The sequence below is a fragment of the Erythrobacter dokdonensis DSW-74 genome (assembly GCF_001677335.1).
Classification (GTDB): Bacteria; Pseudomonadota; Alphaproteobacteria; order Sphingomonadales; family Sphingomonadaceae; genus Erythrobacter; species Erythrobacter dokdonensis.
Window position 1 is genome coordinate 41,557 of record NZ_LZYB01000002.1, and the last position, 15,632, is coordinate 57,188.

17 protein-coding genes and 1 tRNA gene are annotated in these 15,632 nt (G+C 65.5%); 6 read left to right on the plus strand and 12 right to left on the minus strand.

The window, feature by feature from the left end; translation table 11 throughout:
* Positions 1–221: 221 nt before the first annotated feature.
* A tRNA-Val gene (locus I603_RS04130) sits at positions 222–297 on the minus strand.
* Between the two features lie 84 nt (positions 298–381).
* On the opposite strand from I603_RS04130, the gene I603_RS04135 reads away from it, so the two are divergent.
* Positions 382–1,365, plus strand: coding sequence for an asparaginase (locus tag I603_RS04135; RefSeq protein ID WP_068862585.1), 984 nt, complete (start codon positions 382–384; stop codon positions 1,363–1,365).
* 95 nt (positions 1,366–1,460) lie between these two features.
* Positions 1,461–1,865: a hypothetical protein gene (locus tag I603_RS04140; protein ID WP_068862586.1), complete on the plus strand. Its 405-nt coding sequence runs from the start codon at positions 1,461–1,463 to the stop codon at positions 1,863–1,865.
* Positions 1,866–2,000: 135 nt separating this feature from the next.
* On the opposite strand, the gene I603_RS04145 is transcribed toward I603_RS04140, so the two are convergent.
* From I603_RS04145 to fmt, 4 genes are read right to left on the minus strand one after another with little or no spacing between them, the layout of a single operon-like run.
* Positions 2,001–3,116: a zinc-binding dehydrogenase gene (locus tag I603_RS04145; protein WP_068862587.1), complete on the minus strand. Its 1,116-nt coding sequence runs from the start codon at positions 3,114–3,116 to the stop codon at positions 2,001–2,003.
* Entirely contained in the window at positions 3,113–3,514 is a 402-nt protein-coding gene (locus I603_RS04150; protein ID WP_068862588.1) for a hypothetical protein, read from the minus strand. The genes I603_RS04145 and I603_RS04150 overlap by 4 nt, the downstream gene beginning before the upstream one ends.
* Before the next feature lie 2 nt (positions 3,515–3,516).
* The gene (truA, locus tag I603_RS04155) at positions 3,517–4,272 is read right to left on the minus strand and encodes a tRNA pseudouridine(38-40) synthase TruA (RefSeq protein WP_068862589.1); all 756 of its coding nucleotides are present in this window, start codon (positions 4,270–4,272) and stop codon (positions 3,517–3,519) included.
* The gene (fmt, locus tag I603_RS04160; protein ID WP_068862590.1) at positions 4,269–5,174 is read right to left on the minus strand and encodes a methionyl-tRNA formyltransferase; all 906 of its coding nucleotides are present in this window, start codon (positions 5,172–5,174) and stop codon (positions 4,269–4,271) included. Before fmt ends, truA begins: the two co-directional genes overlap by 4 nt.
* Positions 5,175–5,227: 53 nt before the next feature.
* Between fmt and recR the strand changes: the two genes are divergently transcribed.
* The 3 genes from recR (at position 5,228) to I603_RS04175 (ending at position 8,083) form a co-directional block, all read left to right on the plus strand.
* The gene (recR, locus tag I603_RS04165) at positions 5,228–5,824 is read left to right on the plus strand and encodes a recombination mediator RecR (protein WP_068862591.1); all 597 of its coding nucleotides are present in this window, start codon (positions 5,228–5,230) and stop codon (positions 5,822–5,824) included.
* Between the two features lie 43 nt (positions 5,825–5,867).
* Complete coding sequence (locus tag I603_RS04170; protein WP_068862592.1) at positions 5,868–6,440, plus strand: peptide deformylase; 573 nt, start codon at positions 5,868–5,870, stop codon at positions 6,438–6,440.
* 215 nt (positions 6,441–6,655) lie between these two features.
* A complete protein-coding gene (locus tag I603_RS04175; RefSeq protein ID WP_068862593.1) occupies positions 6,656–8,083 on the plus strand; it encodes a DNA recombination protein RmuC in 1,428 nt (475 codons plus the stop codon).
* 191 nt (positions 8,084–8,274) lie between these two features.
* Here I603_RS04175 and I603_RS04180 read toward each other — a convergent pair whose 3' ends face one another.
* From I603_RS04180 to I603_RS04210, 7 genes are all read right to left on the minus strand, one after another.
* Positions 8,275–9,078, minus strand: coding sequence for a TrmH family RNA methyltransferase (locus tag I603_RS04180; protein WP_068862594.1), 804 nt, complete (start codon positions 9,076–9,078; stop codon positions 8,275–8,277).
* A 33-nt stretch (positions 9,079–9,111) separates the two neighbouring features.
* Complete coding sequence (locus I603_RS04185) at positions 9,112–9,390, minus strand: HPr family phosphocarrier protein (RefSeq protein WP_068862595.1); 279 nt, start codon at positions 9,388–9,390, stop codon at positions 9,112–9,114.
* 12 nt (positions 9,391–9,402) lie between these two features.
* Entirely contained in the window at positions 9,403–9,828 is a 426-nt protein-coding gene (locus I603_RS04190; protein ID WP_068862596.1) for a PTS sugar transporter subunit IIA, read from the minus strand.
* A 76-nt stretch (positions 9,829–9,904) separates the two neighbouring features.
* Entirely contained in the window at positions 9,905–10,825 is a 921-nt protein-coding gene (gene rapZ / locus I603_RS04195) for an RNase adapter RapZ (protein ID WP_068862597.1), read from the minus strand.
* Positions 10,826–10,894: 69 nt separating this feature from the next.
* Positions 10,895–11,320: an HPr kinase/phosphorylase gene (locus I603_RS04200; protein WP_068862598.1), complete on the minus strand. Its 426-nt coding sequence runs from the start codon at positions 11,318–11,320 to the stop codon at positions 10,895–10,897.
* A 14-nt stretch (positions 11,321–11,334) separates the two neighbouring features.
* Positions 11,335–12,891, minus strand: coding sequence for a sensor histidine kinase (locus tag I603_RS04205; RefSeq protein ID WP_068862599.1), 1,557 nt, complete (start codon positions 12,889–12,891; stop codon positions 11,335–11,337).
* A complete protein-coding gene (locus I603_RS04210; RefSeq protein WP_084439905.1) occupies positions 12,884–13,657 on the minus strand; it encodes a response regulator transcription factor in 774 nt (257 codons plus the stop codon). The genes I603_RS04205 and I603_RS04210 overlap by 8 nt, the downstream gene beginning before the upstream one ends.
* Positions 13,658–13,987: 330 nt before the next feature.
* On the opposite strand from I603_RS04210, the gene I603_RS04215 reads away from it, so the two are divergent.
* Positions 13,988–15,601 carry a phosphoenolpyruvate carboxykinase gene (locus I603_RS04215; RefSeq protein ID WP_068862600.1) on the plus strand — a complete coding sequence of 538 codons (1,614 nt, stop codon included), beginning with the start codon at positions 13,988–13,990 and terminating at the stop codon, positions 15,599–15,601.
* The last annotated feature ends 31 nt before the right edge of the window (positions 15,602–15,632 follow it).

The window sequence follows — 15,632 nt, forward strand, 5'->3', positions numbered from 1 at the left end:
CTCCCGATCGAACGACGCCAGGCGACCTTGCCCGAATGGCAGACGATGCGCGCCTGATAAAACGGGCGGGAAGAAGCTGGTGCCGCTACGCCCTTCGCTTGCGCTCGGGAGTTTCCGCCCAAAACCATCCCCCGGATGGTTTTGTGCAGCTGCACTCCTTCGCTGGCGCTCGGGAGTTTTCACGTGAAACCATCCCCCGGATGGTTTCATCCAGTGAAAACTGGTGGGCGGTGACGGGCTCGAACCGCCGACCCTCTCGGTGTAAACGAGATGCTCTACCAACTGAGCTAACCGCCCTACGGTCGGCGCTCTCTAGCGTCCCCGGCGGCAAATGCAATTGCGCTGTGGCGCTTGGGCGGGCTGCGGGTTAGGGCAGCGGCTATGACCCGGCCCTGCATTCTCGTTCTCGGCACCGGCGGCACCATCGCAGGTGCGGCCGGTTCTGCCACCGGCGGCGGCTACCGCGCGGGCGGTCTGGCGCTGGATGCGATGCTGGAGGCGCTGGCAGGCCTTGGCCTCGATGCCGATCTGGTGGGGCGGGAAGTGGCGCGAATCGGCTCGCAGGATATCGGCTGGGACGAATGGCGCGCGCTCCACGCCGCCTGCCTTGAGGCGATCGCGGATCCGGCGATTACCGGCATCATCATCACCCACGGCACCGATACGGCAGAGGAAACTGGCTTCCTGCTTGACCTCACGTTGCCGGCAGTCAAGCCCGTCGTGCTGGTCGGCGCGATGCGGCCGGCCGATGCGGTGGGGGCGGACGGGATGCGCAACTTCGCCAATGCGGTGAAGGTGGCGAGCGACCGCCACGCCGCCGGGCGCGGGGTGATGCTGGTGATGGGCGATGCCGTGCTGGCGGCGCGCGATGCGAGGAAGGCGGCGACCTCCGCCATCGATGCCTTCCGCAGCTTTCCGAGAGGGCCGCTCGCCCGCGTCACCCCGGCGCGGCTCGACTGGTTCGGCCCGCCGCACCGCGCGGGCGAAGGGGCGCGCTATCGCTTTCCGGACAGTCTGCCGCGCATCGCCATTCTCACCGCCGGGGCAGGGATGGATGCGCAGCCGGTCGAGGCGCTGCTGGGCATCGGCGCGAGGGGCATCGTGCTGGCGGGCATGGGGCAGGGCAATGCGCCGCGTGCAGTGCTCGATGCGCTCGCCCGTGCGGCGGCAAGCGGCGTGCCGGTGGTGCGCGCCAGCCGGGTCGACGAGGGGCTGGTGGACCGCAATGTCGAGGTCGATGACGACGCGCTGGGCCTCGTCGCCGCCCGCGCACTCGGCCCGGCGCGGGCGCGGGTGCTGCTGATGGTGCTGGTAGCGAACGGGATCACCGACGCGGCGGCGGTGCAGGCGGCGTTCGACGGGTGAGGGGACGGCTGCTTTGCTGATGGTTCTGCCAAAAGCCGCCCGTCAGCTATCGACCCCATTGCGGACATTAGTGTAGTCGTTCAAAACTGCCCACGATGAAGCAAGATGCCCCAGATTGCGTCGTTACATTGATAAGTCTCGCGCAGAAGTTCCAACTTGAAAACGGAGGCTTCTTGCCCTTCGGTTACGTTCTCGACGGAGGCGAACGAAAGTATCAGGCCACGGATTCGGAGGATGCGAAGGAAATTATCAGCGTGCTCGACACTATCTTCCGTGATCGGGCAGCGCAGGGCTCTCTAGAGTGGGCTTCTTTGTGCACCGACATTCGAGTTTTTGATAGAGAAGCCTATCCTGACGGGACCGACGCCATTCAAGTGGCCTATGAAAACCGGGCCGGGCAATCCGTTAATTATTATGTCCCTTATCAAGAAGGCGCAGATGGAGCGCTGGACTATCAGCCTCTATTCGCCCGCGACAAAGAACGTCGCTGGTTCAGTTGACACTCCGTCCTCTCGTTTCCGTTGATCTCCGAAAACCACCCAGTTCCCGCCGTTCGCGCGCAAAGTCTCTATCGCTGAATGCGGCCATTCTGATGGGGTCCGAATGCCGCATTCTTCACAGAGCGAAGCGACCCCTCACCCCCAGGGTGTGACCAGATATTTCTCGCCGGTCTTCATCTGGCGGTAGTCGAGGATCGCGGCCTTCTCCAGCATCCCTTCCAGCGTCACCTTGGCCTTGTAGTGCGAAGCGAAAGTGGTGGTCAGGTTCTGCTGCACGCGCGTGCGCATCCGCACCACCGTCTCCATGCCCGCGCGCTGGAGGAACGGGGTCAGCAGCCAGCCGGCCACGCACCATTGGAGGCCGTAGGAGGGCGTCAGGATGGTCGGGTTCTGAAGGTCGAGCCGGCCGTAGATGTACATCTTCTTCTGCTGGTTCGAGCCATAGCGCGAAAACTCGCTCATCTGGCTCACCGCGACCTGTTCCATCGCCTTGAGCACGCCATCGCTGGCCTGCCCGCCGCCGATCGGATCGAAGCCGAGGAAGGCGCCGGTCTCGGCAATCGCGGCGCGCAGGTCGGCCATGTAGGTGGGGGCCGAGGAATTGACGACATATTGCGCGCCCTGCGACTTGAGCAGGTCCACGTGCTCCTGCTTGCGCACGATGTTCACCAGCTTCATCCCGTCCTCGATGCAGATGCGGTTGAGCATCTGGCCGAGGTTCGAGGCGGCGGCGAGGTGGACGATGGCGTCATGGCCCTCCATTCGCGCGGTCTCGACAAAGCCCAGCGCGGTCATCGGATTGACGAAGCTCGAGGCGCCTTCTTCCGCCGAGTGATCGCCGAGCGGCAGGCACATCATCGCGTCGGCAATGGCATACTGGCTGAAGGCATTGCCTGGAACGCAGGCGACACGCTGGCCCATCAGGGCCTTGGCCATGTCGCTGTCACCGGTGGCGATCACCGTGCCTGCGCCCTCGTTACCGGCGGGCAGGCGCTGGCCGTGGCGGGCCTTCTGGCCCGACAGGAACGGTTCGGGCATGGTGGCGACGACCTTACCGGGGGTGTATTCAGCATTCTCGAAATCGGCCGCGCTGGTGAGAATCGCGAGATCGGACGGGTTGATCGGCGCGGCTTCCATCTTGACCAGCACCTGATTGCCGGTGGGGGCGGGGAAGGTGCTGTCCGCGACTTCCAGCGTCAGCTTGCCGTCGGCGGTGAGGGTGGTGAAGAGCTGCTTTCCGGTGGTGGTCATTCGTCGTTCTCCTGTGATGGGGCGTTGTTCTGTCTTTCGCGCGGTAGCAATTCGACCAGCGCGACCATACTGGCCCAGACGGCAAGGGTCGGCTGAAGATAGGGTATCGGGTTCTGCTTGAGCTGATCGGTCAGGATGCTGGGGATGAAGAAGATCAGCAGGGTCACTCCCGCGCCATAGAACAGAATGTATTCGGTCGACCCGAGATAGAGGATCAGGATCACCGCCAGCGCGCTCACGAACAGCACGATCATGAAATCGATGGGAGCAAGCCCTTCGGCACCAGCGAGCACAAAGCCGAGTACCGCACCGAAGACGATATTTATACCGCTGATATTGGCGCGATATTCGCGCTCGGAAATGTGCCGGGAGGGCGGGATCTTGTACCAGTTGGCCATGCTTAGTCTCTGCTTTCGATTGGATAGGTTGCCTCGACGAAGTAGAGGCCGTGAGGGGGCGCGTTAAGCCCCAAAGCGCCCCGGTCCCGCGCGGCCAGCGCCTCGGCGATGCGCGCTTCCGGCCATGTCCCCGCGCCGACCAGCTTGAGGCACCCCACCATCGAGCGCACCTGATGATGCAGAAAGCTGCGTGCGGAGGCGTGGATATGGATTTCGTCGCCATCACGCTCGACATCCAGTCGTTCGAGCGTCTTGACCGGATCGGCGGCCTGACAATGGACCGAGCGGAAGGTGGTGAAATCGTGCCGCCCGACCAGCGCCTGCGCGGCGCGGTGCATCGCCTCGGCGTCGAGCGGCTGGGCGACGTGCCACGCGCGGTCCCGCATCAGCGTGAGCGGCGCGCGGCGGTTGACGATGCGGTAGAGATAACGCCGCCCGGTGCAGGAAAAGCGCGCGTGCCAGTCCTCCGACACCGCCTCGCAATGGGTCACGGCGATCGGATCGGGCCTGAGGTGCGCATTGAGCGCTTCCATCAGCCGGAAGGGATCGAAGGGCTTTTCGAGGTCCACATGGCTGCGCATCGCCAGCGCGTGCACGCCTGCATCGGTTCGCCCGGCGCTGTGGAGCACGACCTCTTCGCCGGTAATCCGGTGCAGTGCGTCCTCCACAGCCTGCTGCACGCTCGGCCCGTTGGACTGGCGTTGCAGCCCGAAGAACGGCGTGCCGTCGAATTCAAGGGTGAGGGCGAAGCGGGTCACCCCAGCACCGTCCCCGCCGCCACCGGCCGGCCACGCAGGAATTCCTCGCACGCCATTGCCGGTTTCCCTGCGCGCTGGAGCCGGAGGGGCCGGATTGCGCCTTGCCCGCAGGCGATGGTGAAGTCGTCATCGCACACCGTGCCGGGTGCGCCTGCGGCATCCACCACTTCGGCAAGCAGCACCTTGATCCGCTCGCCCTCAAGTGCGAACCACGCGCCGGGGAACGGGGCAAGGCCCCGCACCAACCGCTCGATCGCCCCGGCATCTGCCATCCAGTCGATCCGGCTTTCCGCCTTGTCGATCTTGGGCGCGTAGATCGCCGCCGCATCGTCCTGCGCTTGCGGAGGGAAGGCGGAAAGGTCGGACAGCACCTCGACCATCGCCGCTGCGCCCACCGCGCCAAGCTCAGCAAACAGCTCGCCCGTTGTCTTGCGCCCCACCGGCACCGTCACCTTGTGGAGCATCGGCCCGGTATCGAGCCCGGCTTCCATCCGCATGATGGTGACGCCGGTCTGCGCATCCCCTGCCATCACCGCGCGGTGGATCGGCGCCGCCCCGCGCCAGCGCGGCAGGAGCGAGGCGTGGATGTTGAGGCAGCCGTGCCTGGGCGCGTCCAGCACCGGTTGCGGCAGGATCAGGCCATAGGCCGCGACCACCGCGACATCGGCGTTCAAGGCGGCAAACTCCGCCTGTGCCTCGGCATTGCGCAGCGACACGGGGGCACGCACCGGCACGCCAAGCCGCTCGGCCTCCATTTGCACCGGAGAGGGCATCAGCTTCTTGCCCCGGCCTGCCGGACGCGGCGGCTGGGTGTAGGCGCACACCACCTCATGCCCCGCTTCGTGCAGCGCCCGCAGCGCCGGCACCGCGAATTCGGGCGTTCCCATGAAGATGATGCGCATAAGCTTTGCCCGGAGCCTTTGTGAAGCGGAGTGCAGCCCCTATCTCTCCCCCCATGGCATCGCAAGAGATCGAGGCTCTGAGTTCCGCGCTAGCCCGCCTGCCGGGCTTGGGCCCGCGTTCGGCGCGGCGGGCGGTGCTGTGGCTGGTCAAGCACCGCGAAAGCGCCTTGCCCGCGCTGCTGGAGGCGCTGGCGGCGGTATCGGAGACGCTGGTGGAATGTTCGGTATGCGGCAATGTCGACACCAGTGACCCCTGCGGCATCTGCACCGATCCGCGCCGCGATGCGCGTGCACTATGCGTGGTGGAGGATGTCTCGGATGTCTGGGCGCTTGACCGTTCGCGCCTGTTCCCGGGGCGCTATCATGTGCTCGGCGGCAGGCTTTCGGCGCTCGACGGGGTGGGGCCGGAAGATCTCAACATCGCCAGCCTGCTGTCCCGCGTCGAAGGCGGCGAACTGGACGAGGTGGTGCTCGCCATGAACGCCACATTGGAAGGCCAGACCACGGCGCATTACCTTGCCGAACGGCTCGAGGCTTTCCCCTTGCGCGTCACCCAGCTCGCCCACGGCCTGCCGGTCGGCGGCGAGCTCGACTATCTCGACGAAGGCACGCTGGCGCAGGCGCTGAGAGCAAGGCGGCCTGTGGCGTAACGCCGCGTTGAATAAATCACCCGGCTCGCCTAAATAGCGGCCCATGGCTATCCGCGAAATCCTCGAAGTGCCGGACCCCCGGCTCAAGATCGTCTCGACCCCGGTCGAACCGCATGAGTTCGGCGACGACCTGCGCCAGCTCGTCGAAGACATGTTCGAGACGATGTATGACGCCCCCGGCATCGGCCTCGCCGCGATCCAGGTCGGCGTGCCCAAGCGGGTGCTGGTGATCGACCTCCAGCCCGAAGATCCGGACGGCGAGCCGGTGGAATGCTCGCACAACGGCCACAAGCACACGCACCCCGCTACCAAGAAGGAACCGCGGGTGTTCATCAACCCCGTGATCCTCGATCCGGCGGACGAGCTTTCGACCTATCAGGAAGGCTGCCTCTCGGTCCCCGAGATCTACGCCGATGTCGATCGCCCGGCGACCTGCCGCGTGCGCTATCAGGACCTCGATGGCAACACCCACGAGGAAGCGCTCGACGGGCTGATGGCGACCTGCCTCCAGCACGAGATGGATCACTTGGAAGGCATCCTGTTCATCGATCACCTCAGCCGTCTCAAACGGGCGATGGCGCTGAAGAAGCTGAAGAAGATCAGGCAAGCGGCGTAATCTGTTTTGCGAAGGCGCCTCCGCGCCTTCGTCCTCGGCGCTGTTTCTGCCGCTGCGCGGCAGAGCACCTGCGGCTCGCGCCGTGCGCTCGCGGCGCTTTGCGCCGACTCTATGCCACTTCCCCCGCCCCGGACTTGAACCGGGGTCCCGCTTTTCTGTTGGAAATCCGCGCAGCCCATCTAGCGTTCTCTATACGTTCCGTGTAGGAATGCGGGATGGAGCTTGCGATTCTCTCGATCATTGCTCTCGTTCTCGGTGCTGCGCTCGGCTGGTTTATCGCCTCGCGTCCGCTCGCCGATCTGCGCGCGCGGCTGGCCGAGGCCGAGCGGGCGGGGGCCGAGCAGGCGGGCGAGTTCAAGCGCGCGATTACGGAACTGGGCGAGACGCGGATCGAGGTCGCGGCTTTGGGCGAGCGGGCGGCACGGGCCGATGGGCTGGAGGCGCAACTCGATGCCGCGCGCGCCGAAAACGCGCAGTTCCGTGCCGAACGCGCCGCCTTCGAGGAACAGAAGCGGTTGCTCGAAGAATCGCGCGCGAACCTGCTCAAGGAATTCGAGAACACCGGCGCGGCTGTGCTGAACCGCGCGCAGGAAGCCTTTCTCAAGCGCGCCGAGGAACGGCTCGGCCATTCCGAAAAGGCGAGCGAGGAAAAGCTCAAGGCGCTGCTCGCTCCGGTCGGCGATCGGCTCAAAAGCTACGAGGAACAGGTCAAGGCGCTGGAGGAAAAGCGGGTCGATGCCTTCGGCCAGCTTGCCGGCGTGATCGAGGAAATGCGCAAGGGCCAGGACGAGGTGAAACGCGAGGCGCAGCGGCTCGGCAATTCGCTTACCAATGCCCCAAAGGCGCGCGGGCGCTGGGGAGAGAAGGCGCTGCAGAACCTGCTCGAACAATGTGGCCTCGCGCAGCACACCGATTTTCTGATGGAGCACTCGGTCGAGACCGAGGATGGCCGCCTGCGCCCCGATGCGATCGTGCGGATTCCGGGCGGCAAGGTGCTGGTGATCGATTCCAAGGTCTCGCTCAACGCCTATCAGGAAGCCTTCGAGGCGGATTCGGACGAAGCCCGCGCGCGGGCACTGGGCGAGCATGTGCGCTCGATGCGCAATCACGTGCAGACGCTCGGGGCCAAGAGCTATCAGAGCCAGTTCGAGGAAGCGCCCGATTACGTGGTGATGTTCGTCCCCGGCGAACATTTCGTCGCCGCCGCGCTCGAAGCCGATCCCGATCTGTGGAACTTCGCCTTCGACAAGCGCGTGCTGCTGGCGACGCCCACCAATCTCGTCGCCATCGCCCGCACCGTGGCGCAGGTGTGGCGGCAGGACGGTCTGGCGAAAGAGGCGCAGGAAATCGGGCGGATGGGAGCGGAGCTCTATGATCGCCTCGCCACGGCCGCCGAACACCTGAAGCGCGTCGGCGGCGGGCTGGAAAGCGCGGTCAACAATTACAACAAGTTTGTGGGCAGCTTCGAACGCAACGTGCTGTCCTCCGGGCGGCGGCTGGCGGACAAGGGCGTCGAGATCGGCAAGCGCGTAATCGACGATGTGCCGCTGGTCGAAAGCGCCCCGCGCTACAACGCCGCCGATGCCGATGCGGTGGAGGCCGAATATCCGGCGCTCGAGACCCGCAAGGACGCTGCCGAGTAGGGCGCTTTCCTACGCCGGCCTGAGGCTGCATCATCGCGCCGGCTCTTTCCCATCGTCCGCACCCGCTTTTGCGGCAGAACTGGCGGAAACGGCCCCGCTCCCCTGTCCGTCAAGCGCCAAATTCGGTGTTCAAAGCATTGAATATCAATGATTAATTTGCAGATTATCAGCTTGACAGGGTGTCAACTTTGTCACCTGCGGGCGTCGATGGCCGCCAGCACCTCATAGGCCAGCACCGCCCCCGCCACAGCGGCATTGAGCGAATCCGCGCGGCCCTTCATCGGCATGGTCACACGCAGATCGCACGCCGCCTCGTAATCCTCGGGCAGGCCTTGCGATTCGTTGCCGACCAGAATGAAGCACGGCGCGCGGTAATCCGCTCCGCGATAGGGCACCGCATCCCGCAGCGAGGCGGCGACCAGCTGGCCGTCTCCGGCCCGAAGCCACGGCAGGAACTCGTCCCACCGGGCCTGCGCCAGCCCCACGGTGAACAGCGCGCCCATGCTCGCGCGCACGGCTTCGGCGCTGAAGGGATCGGCGCAGTCGTCGATCAGGATCAGCCCGCCCGCGCCCACCGCATCGCAGGTGCGCAACATGGTGCCGAGATTGCCGGGATCGCGCAGCGCCTGCGCCACCAGCCAGATCGGCGCGGTCTCCCGGTCAAGCACCGCGAGGCTCGTGTCCCATTCGTCGAACACCCCCGCCACGCTCTGGGCATTGTCCTTGCCCGTGATCTTGGAGAGGATGTCGGGTGTGGTCGCGATCACCTCGCCGCCCGCCGCCATGACGTCAGCTTCCAGGCGGGTCAGCAGGTCATGCTCGCGTCCCTCGGCCATCACCAGCATCTGCGGCACCCGGCCCGAACTGCGCGCATCCTCCAGCAGCCGCAGCCCCTCGACCAGCAACTGGCCCGCGCGCCTGCGGTGCTTCTTGTCGCGCAGGGACCGAAGGTATTTGACCGTCGGATTGGAAAAGCCGGTGATGTGCTTGCGCATGGGCGTTACCGCTGGAGCCTGAAGCTTCCCGCGTCAATCTTCCCCGAAGCCGGATTCGACCAGTGCGACCAGTTCGGCCAGCACCGCGTCGGCATCATCGCCCGACACTGACACCTCGATAGTGTCTCCCTTGGCCGCGCCAAGCATCATCAGTCCGAGGATCGAGCCGCCCGCCGCGCTGTTTGGCGCCTTGCTGACGGTAACGCAGATGCCTTCCGGCAGCCCGGCGACCGCGCCGACGAACTTGGCGCTTGCCCGCGCGTGCAGCCCGCGGCGGTTGACGATCGTGACTTCCTGCCGTGCTTCCCCCACGCGCGGCTCTCCTCAGGCCTTGGCCCGCGCCGGCGCCGCGTCCTGACCGAGCAGTTCGCTGGCAATGGTGATGTAGTTTCGCCCCGCCGCCTGCGCGGCAGCGACCGCTGCCGTCACATCCATCACCTTGCGCGCGCCGGCCAGCCGGATCAGCATCGGCAGGTTGATCCCCGCGATGACCTCGACATGCCCTGCATCGAGCAGCGAGATCGCGAGGTTGGACGGTGTTCCGCCGAACAGGTCGGTGAGGATGATGACGCCGCTACCGGTATCGACCGCGCTGATTGCCTGCGCGATGTCGGCGCGGCGCTGCTCCATGTCGTCATTGGGGCCAATGCAAACCGTGACGATCCCGTCCTGCGGGCCGACAACGTGCTCCATTGCCTCGACGAATTGGTCGGCGAGACGACCGTGAGTAACCAGGATCAAGCCGATCATGCGTGAAATTGGGTCCGTTAATTGCCCGCCCGTCGCGAGGCCTTACGCGTTTCAACCGATCTGGACAATGGTGCGGTCAACGCCGATCGCGTTCAATCTCGTCCGCCGCGCGCGAGCCCAGGTTGCGGTGCCGGACAGTGGGCGAAAATCCCGCCGCGCGCAAGCCTGCCGCCATCGCTTCGGCAGTATAGACCGAGCGGTGTCTCCCCCCGGTACAGCCGAAGGCGACGTGGACATAGGGTTTGCCCTGTGCGGCATAGCGCGGCAGCAGCATCAGCAGCAGGTCGCGAATCCGCGCAAAGGCATCGCCAAAAGCCGGATCCTTCTCGATATGCTCGCCCACGGGTGCGTCCTGACCGGTCAGCTCGCGCAGTTCCGGTACCCAGTGCGGATTGTCGAGAAAGCGCATGTCGAACACCAGGTCGGCGAGTGGTGGCATCCCCCGCGCGAAGCCGAAGCTGGACAAGGTCAGCGTCATCGCCGCCTTGTCTGCTTCGGGCGCGAAAAGCTGGCGGACGTGGCCTTGCAGGTCGTTGCTGGTCATGGCCGAGGTATCGATCATGATCTCGGCCCAGCGCCGCAGCGGCTCCAGCAGTTCGCGTTCGGCGGCAATGCCTTCCATGACCGGGCGGCCATCGGCCATCGGATGGCGTCGGCGGGTCTCGTTGTAGCGCCGTTCCAGCTCGCTGCCCGAACAGTCGAGGAAGACGAAGGTGAGCGCAATGTCCTCGCGCGCCGCAAGATCCTTTACCAGCGCGATGATCTCCGCCGGGACAAAGCCGCGGGTGCGCGAATCGAAACCGATCGCAAGCGGCGCGCGAGCCTCGTCCGGCATCGCCACCAGACGCTTGAGCAGGCGCACCGGAAAATTGTCGATGACCTCCCAGCCGAGGTCTTCCAGCACAGCCAGCGCGGTCGACTTGCCCGCGCCGGCAAGGCCGGTGACCAGCAGCAGACGCCGGGGAGGTAGCGGGTTCGGTTCCGAAACGACATTCATCACCCCAGTTTCGCTGGACGCGGCGATGAAGGGAAGCGCAATTTTACGAAGTGGCGCAGTGATCAGCGGTCAGCCCACCGCCAGTCCATGGATGCGCAGTGCCCATTCGGCACGGACCGCCGGGGCCTTGTCGCCCGGAACGAAGGGCAGGACCGGGATGGACATGCCAAGATAGTCACGCGTTACCAGCATCCCCGGCAGGCGTTCGGCATGACCCACGCCAACCAGCGAGAGAACCAGAGCAACCGGGGCATCCGCGACCGTAGGCAGGTTAACCAGACCCACGCCGCGGATTTCGAGCAGCCCTGTGATGTTGGGGGGCGGGCTGGCGACCAGCCGGCCACCCTCGCGCGCCAGCATCACCCCGTCATCGCCAATCAGGCGGGCGCCGCGATCGATCAGCGACAGGGCGAGGCTCGATTTGCCGCTGCCCGGCGGCCCTTCGAGGATGGCGGCGCGTCCTTCGATTTCGACCGCGCTGGCCTGGATCAGCATCGGCAATCCTCCGTTCACTTGGCCGGCAACCTCAGGCACAGGCATGCACCGCTTGCGCCATCGGGTCTGCTCCGCGCCGTCAGGGAGCCATCATGGGCCTCCGCGATCGCCCGTGCAATGGCAAGACCCAGGCCCGAGTGGTTGCCGAAATCCTCCTCGGCCGGGCGCACCGAGTGGAACCGCTGGAACACCTTCTCGCGCGAGCTCTCCGGAATGCCCGGACCGTGATCGCAGACCATCAAGGTGACCCATTCCCCGTCATTCTCGACATCAACCTCGATCGGCGCATCAGGGGGGGAGAAAGACACGGCATTGTCGAGCAGGTTCTCGATCACGCGTTCGAGCCGGACCCCGACACCGCGCACATTGGCAGCATAACCGCGCGACGAAAGTTCGATCGGACGGCCTCCGTTCTCGGCACGGTCTTCCCGCCCGCCGATGATGGCGCGGGCGAGGTCGCCGAGATCGATCCGCTCAAGCGTCGCGCGGCTCATCTCGGCATCGATCCGGCTGGCATCGGAGATCTCGCTCACCAGCCGGTCGATCCGGCGCACATCATGGGTGGCGATCTGGATCAGTTCCCGCCGCAGCGCGGGGTCTTCGACCCGGGGGAGCGATTCGATCGCGCTGCGAAGGCTGGCGAGCGGGTTCTTGATCTCGTGCGCCACATCGGCCGCGAAGCTGTCGACCGCATCGATGCGTTGCCGCAATGCGCCCGTCATGTCGGAGACGGCGCGGGCGAGCAGGCCGATCTCGTCGCTGCGCTGGGGCAGACGCGGAACCTCGACCTCGCGCTCGCGGCCCTGTCGCACCCGCACCGCAGCGCGCGCCAGCTGGCGCAGAGGCGTAACGATGGTGCGGGCAAGGAAGAGCGAGAGCAGCGCCGATGCCGCCAGCACAACCAGCATGGCGATCAGCAGGGTGGTGCGCGCGGCGCGCACACTTTCGGTAATGTCGACCGCGTTTCGCACCGTCAGCAGGGTTGCGCCGTTGAGCCCGACGGGGGCTGCCGCGGTTATCACCGGCGTCCCGTCGCGCCAGTCGTAGAGGCGAACCTGCGACAGGCCGAGTTCACGCGCGCGCGCCAGTTCGGGCCAGGCATCGGCTTCCTGGGCTTCAGGCTCGACGTAGTCCTGCACCGCTTCGGCGCTGACGATGGTATCGACCGTGCGATCGAGCCAGCGGGCGAACTGTTGCTCCCAGTCATCGTCGGTGATGTCGTTGAAGCGGAATGCCGGTTCGGCGAGCGCAAAGCTGTCGGCGGTGAGGCGGCCTTCGGCATCGAACATGCGCAGGCGCATGCGCTGTTCCTTGCCGATCTGCACCAGCAGCGCCTCCTGCCGCTCGCGCGTGGCTCCGGCGAGTGCCTCGGCGGTAATCTGTGCCTCGATCCGGGCGAGCTTGAAGCGCTCGTTGATCAGCTGGGTACGGTAGCTGTCGAGATAGAACAGCCCGCCGCCCAGCAGCGCCAGCGGCAGGATGTTGACGACCAGGATACGCGCGGTGAGCGCAAAGCGTCCGGTTGCGGTGAGCTGTTCGCCGCTTGCCGCGGTGCGGCCCGTCTCAGCCATCGGTGAAACTGTAGCCCGCGCCGTAAAGCGTATCGATCGCGGCGAATTCGGGATCGACCATCCGGAACTTGCGCCGCATCCGCTTGATGTGGCTGTCGACCGTGCGATCATCGACGAAGATATCGTCGGGATAGGCCGCATCCATCAGCTGGTTGCGGCTCTTGATCACGCCGGGGCGGATGGCGAGCGCCTCGAGGATGAGGAATTCGGTAACGGTCAGGCTGACGGGCTGGCCGTCCCAGGTGACGTGGTGGCGGGCCGGATCCATGAACAGCCGCCCGCGCGAGAGACTGGCGGGCTGGGGCTCGCCCGGATCGGCCGCGTTGCCGCCGCCCGCCACAGGCTCGGCCCGGCGCAGGATCGCGCGGATACGGGCGACCAGCAGGCGCAGGGAGAAGGGCTTGGCGATGTAATCGTCCGCGCCGAGTTCGAGCCCGGCTTCCTCGTCGCTTTCGTCGTCCTTGCTGGTGAGGAAGATGACCGGCAGCGGCGAATGTTCGCGCAGGCGGCGCAGCAGCTCCATCCCGTCCATCTTCGGCATCTTGATGTCGAACACGGCAAGATCGGGCGGATTGTCGAGCAGCGCCTTCAGCGCGGTCTCGCCATCGGAATAGAGCCGCGTGGCAAAGCCTTCGGCCTGAAGCGCGATCGAAACCGTGGTCAGGATGTTGCGGTCATCGTCGACCAGTGCGATCTGCACCGCACGCTCGCCGGCGCAGGGCGGATCGACGTTTGTCGCGGCACTGCCCAAGGTGCTGTCGGACATGCTGCCTATCCCTTTTGCCGCCACCATCCCATTACGATAGCGGTAGCGCCATTGCGCGCCAGAGACAATTGGCGAGACAAGCGATCGGCGGGCTGTTGCAGGCAGAGGCACGATCCTCGCAAAAATGTCATGGGACAGCGGGTTTGACGCGCCCGAGGGCGCAAACTAAGCCGCGCCGCGCGAGGGACGGGACAAGTTGCGTATCCCGTAGCGGCTGGTGGTTGCATACGTATGCGCGGATGCTACTTGGAGCGCTACGCGAGGGGTGCGGATTCGCTTGCTTCCCGGCTCTTGCGACCTTGCCAATCCGACCGGCTCAGGAGACCTGCCTTGACCTCGCTTGCATACCCGCTGGCCGCCCAGAACCTCACCACCCGGGCCCGCATCCACGCCAATCTGGGCACGCCTGCACTGGTCGAGCACGCGCTGGCGAGGGGTGAGGGCAAGCTGACAAAGCACGGCGCGCTGCTGGTGGAAACCGGCAAGTTCACCGGTCGCAGCGTCAAGGACAAGTTCATTGTCCGCGATGCCGAGACGGAAAACACGATCAATTGGGGCGCCATCAACCAGCCGATGAGCGAAGAGCATTTCGCCAATCTGAAGGCTGATTTCCTTGCGCACCTTGAAGGGCAGGACGAACTTTATGTCGCCGACCTGTTCGGCGGATCGCAGCCGGAATACCGAGTGAACGTGCGCGTCATCAACCAGATGGCCTGGCACAACCTGTTCATCCGCACGCTGCTGGTGCGCCCCACGGCTGAAGAGCTCGCCAGCTTCGTTCCCGAATACACCATCATCAACCTGCCGAGCTTCAAGGCGAACCCCGAACGCCACGGCTGCCGCAGCGACACGGTGATCGCGGTGAGCTTCACCGAAAAGCTGATCCTGATCGGCAACACCGAATATTCGGGCGAGATGAAGAAGGGCGTGTTCGGCCTCTTGAACTACCTGCTGCCCGCGCAGGGCGTGATGCCGATGCACTGCAGCGCCAATATCGGCGCGGACGGCAAGAGTGCGATCTTCTTCGGCCTGTCGGGCACCGGCAAGACCACGCTTTCGGCCGATGCCAGCCGCACGCTCATCGGTGATGACGAGCACGGCTGGTCGGACACCGCGGTCTTCAACTTCGAAGGCGGCTGCTACGCCAAGATGATCAACCTTTCCGAAGACGGCGAACCCGAAATCTACGCGACGACGAAGATGTTCGGCACGATCCTCGAAAACGTCGCGATGGACGAGGCGACCCGCGAGCTGGACTTCACGGATTCGAGCAAGACCGAGAATACCCGCGGTGCCTATCCGATCGAGTTCATCCCCAACACTTCGGAAAAGAACCTCGGCCCGGCGCCGTCGAACGTCATCATGCTCACCGCCGACGCTTTCGGCGTGCTGCCTCCGATCGCCCGGCTGACCCCCGATCAGGCGATGTATTATTTCCTCAGCGGCTACACCGCCAAGGTTGCCGGGACCGAGATCGGCGTTACCGAGCCGGAAGCGACCTTCTCGACCTGCTTCGGCGCGGCCTTCATGCCGCGTCATCCGAGCGTTTACGGCAACCTGCTGAAAGAACGCATCGGCAAGGGCGGAGCGGAGTGCTGGCTGGTCAACACCGGCTGGACCGGCGGCAAGTACGGCACCGGCAGCCGCATGCCGATCAAGGCGACCCGCGCGCTGCTCAACGCCGTGCTTGACGGCAAGATGGACGAGGTCGAATTCCGCAAGGACCCCAATTTCGGCTTCGATGTGCCGGTCTTCGTGCCTGCTCTGGCCGAAGCCGGCCTTGACCAGACCATTCTCGACCCGCGCAGCACCTGGGCCGACGGCGCCGAGTATGACGCGACCGCAAAGAAGCTGGTGCAGCTGTTCATCGACAACTTCGCGCAGTTCGAGCCCCACGTCGACGAAGGCGTGCGCCAGGCTGCTCCGGCACCGGTCGCCGCCTGATCCGTTCACGAGTTGGAGAGGAGAGCCCCGC

Bases quoted from the DNA above. Each gene is read 5' to 3' on its own strand.
- I603_RS04135 (WP_068862585.1), top strand. From the start codon at position 382: ATGACCCGGCCCTGCATTCTCGTTCTCGGCACCGGCGGCACCATCGCA.
- I603_RS04140 (WP_068862586.1), top strand. From the start codon at position 1,461: ATGAAGCAAGATGCCCCAGATTGCGTCGTTACATTGATAAGTCTCGCG.
- I603_RS04145 (WP_068862587.1), bottom strand. From the start codon at position 3,116: ATGACCACCACCGGAAAGCAGCTCTTCACCACCCTCACCGCCGACGGC.
- I603_RS04150 (WP_068862588.1), bottom strand. From the start codon at position 3,514: ATGGCCAACTGGTACAAGATCCCGCCCTCCCGGCACATTTCCGAGCGC.
- fmt (WP_068862590.1), bottom strand. From the start codon at position 5,174: ATGCGCATCATCTTCATGGGAACGCCCGAATTCGCGGTGCCGGCGCTG.
- recR (WP_068862591.1), top strand. From the start codon at position 5,228: ATGGCATCGCAAGAGATCGAGGCTCTGAGTTCCGCGCTAGCCCGCCTG.
- I603_RS04170 (WP_068862592.1), top strand. From the start codon at position 5,868: ATGGCTATCCGCGAAATCCTCGAAGTGCCGGACCCCCGGCTCAAGATC.
- I603_RS04175 (WP_068862593.1), top strand. From the start codon at position 6,656: ATGGAGCTTGCGATTCTCTCGATCATTGCTCTCGTTCTCGGTGCTGCG.
- I603_RS04180 (WP_068862594.1), bottom strand. From the start codon at position 9,078: ATGCGCAAGCACATCACCGGCTTTTCCAATCCGACGGTCAAATACCTT.
- I603_RS04190 (WP_068862596.1), bottom strand. From the start codon at position 9,828: ATGATCGGCTTGATCCTGGTTACTCACGGTCGTCTCGCCGACCAATTC.
- rapZ (WP_068862597.1), bottom strand. From the start codon at position 10,825: ATGAATGTCGTTTCGGAACCGAACCCGCTACCTCCCCGGCGTCTGCTG.
- I603_RS04200 (WP_068862598.1), bottom strand. From the start codon at position 11,320: ATGCTGATCCAGGCCAGCGCGGTCGAAATCGAAGGACGCGCCGCCATC.
- I603_RS04205 (WP_068862599.1), bottom strand. From the start codon at position 12,891: ATGGCTGAGACGGGCCGCACCGCGGCAAGCGGCGAACAGCTCACCGCA.
- I603_RS04210 (WP_084439905.1), bottom strand. From the start codon at position 13,657: ATGTCCGACAGCACCTTGGGCAGTGCCGCGACAAACGTCGATCCGCCC.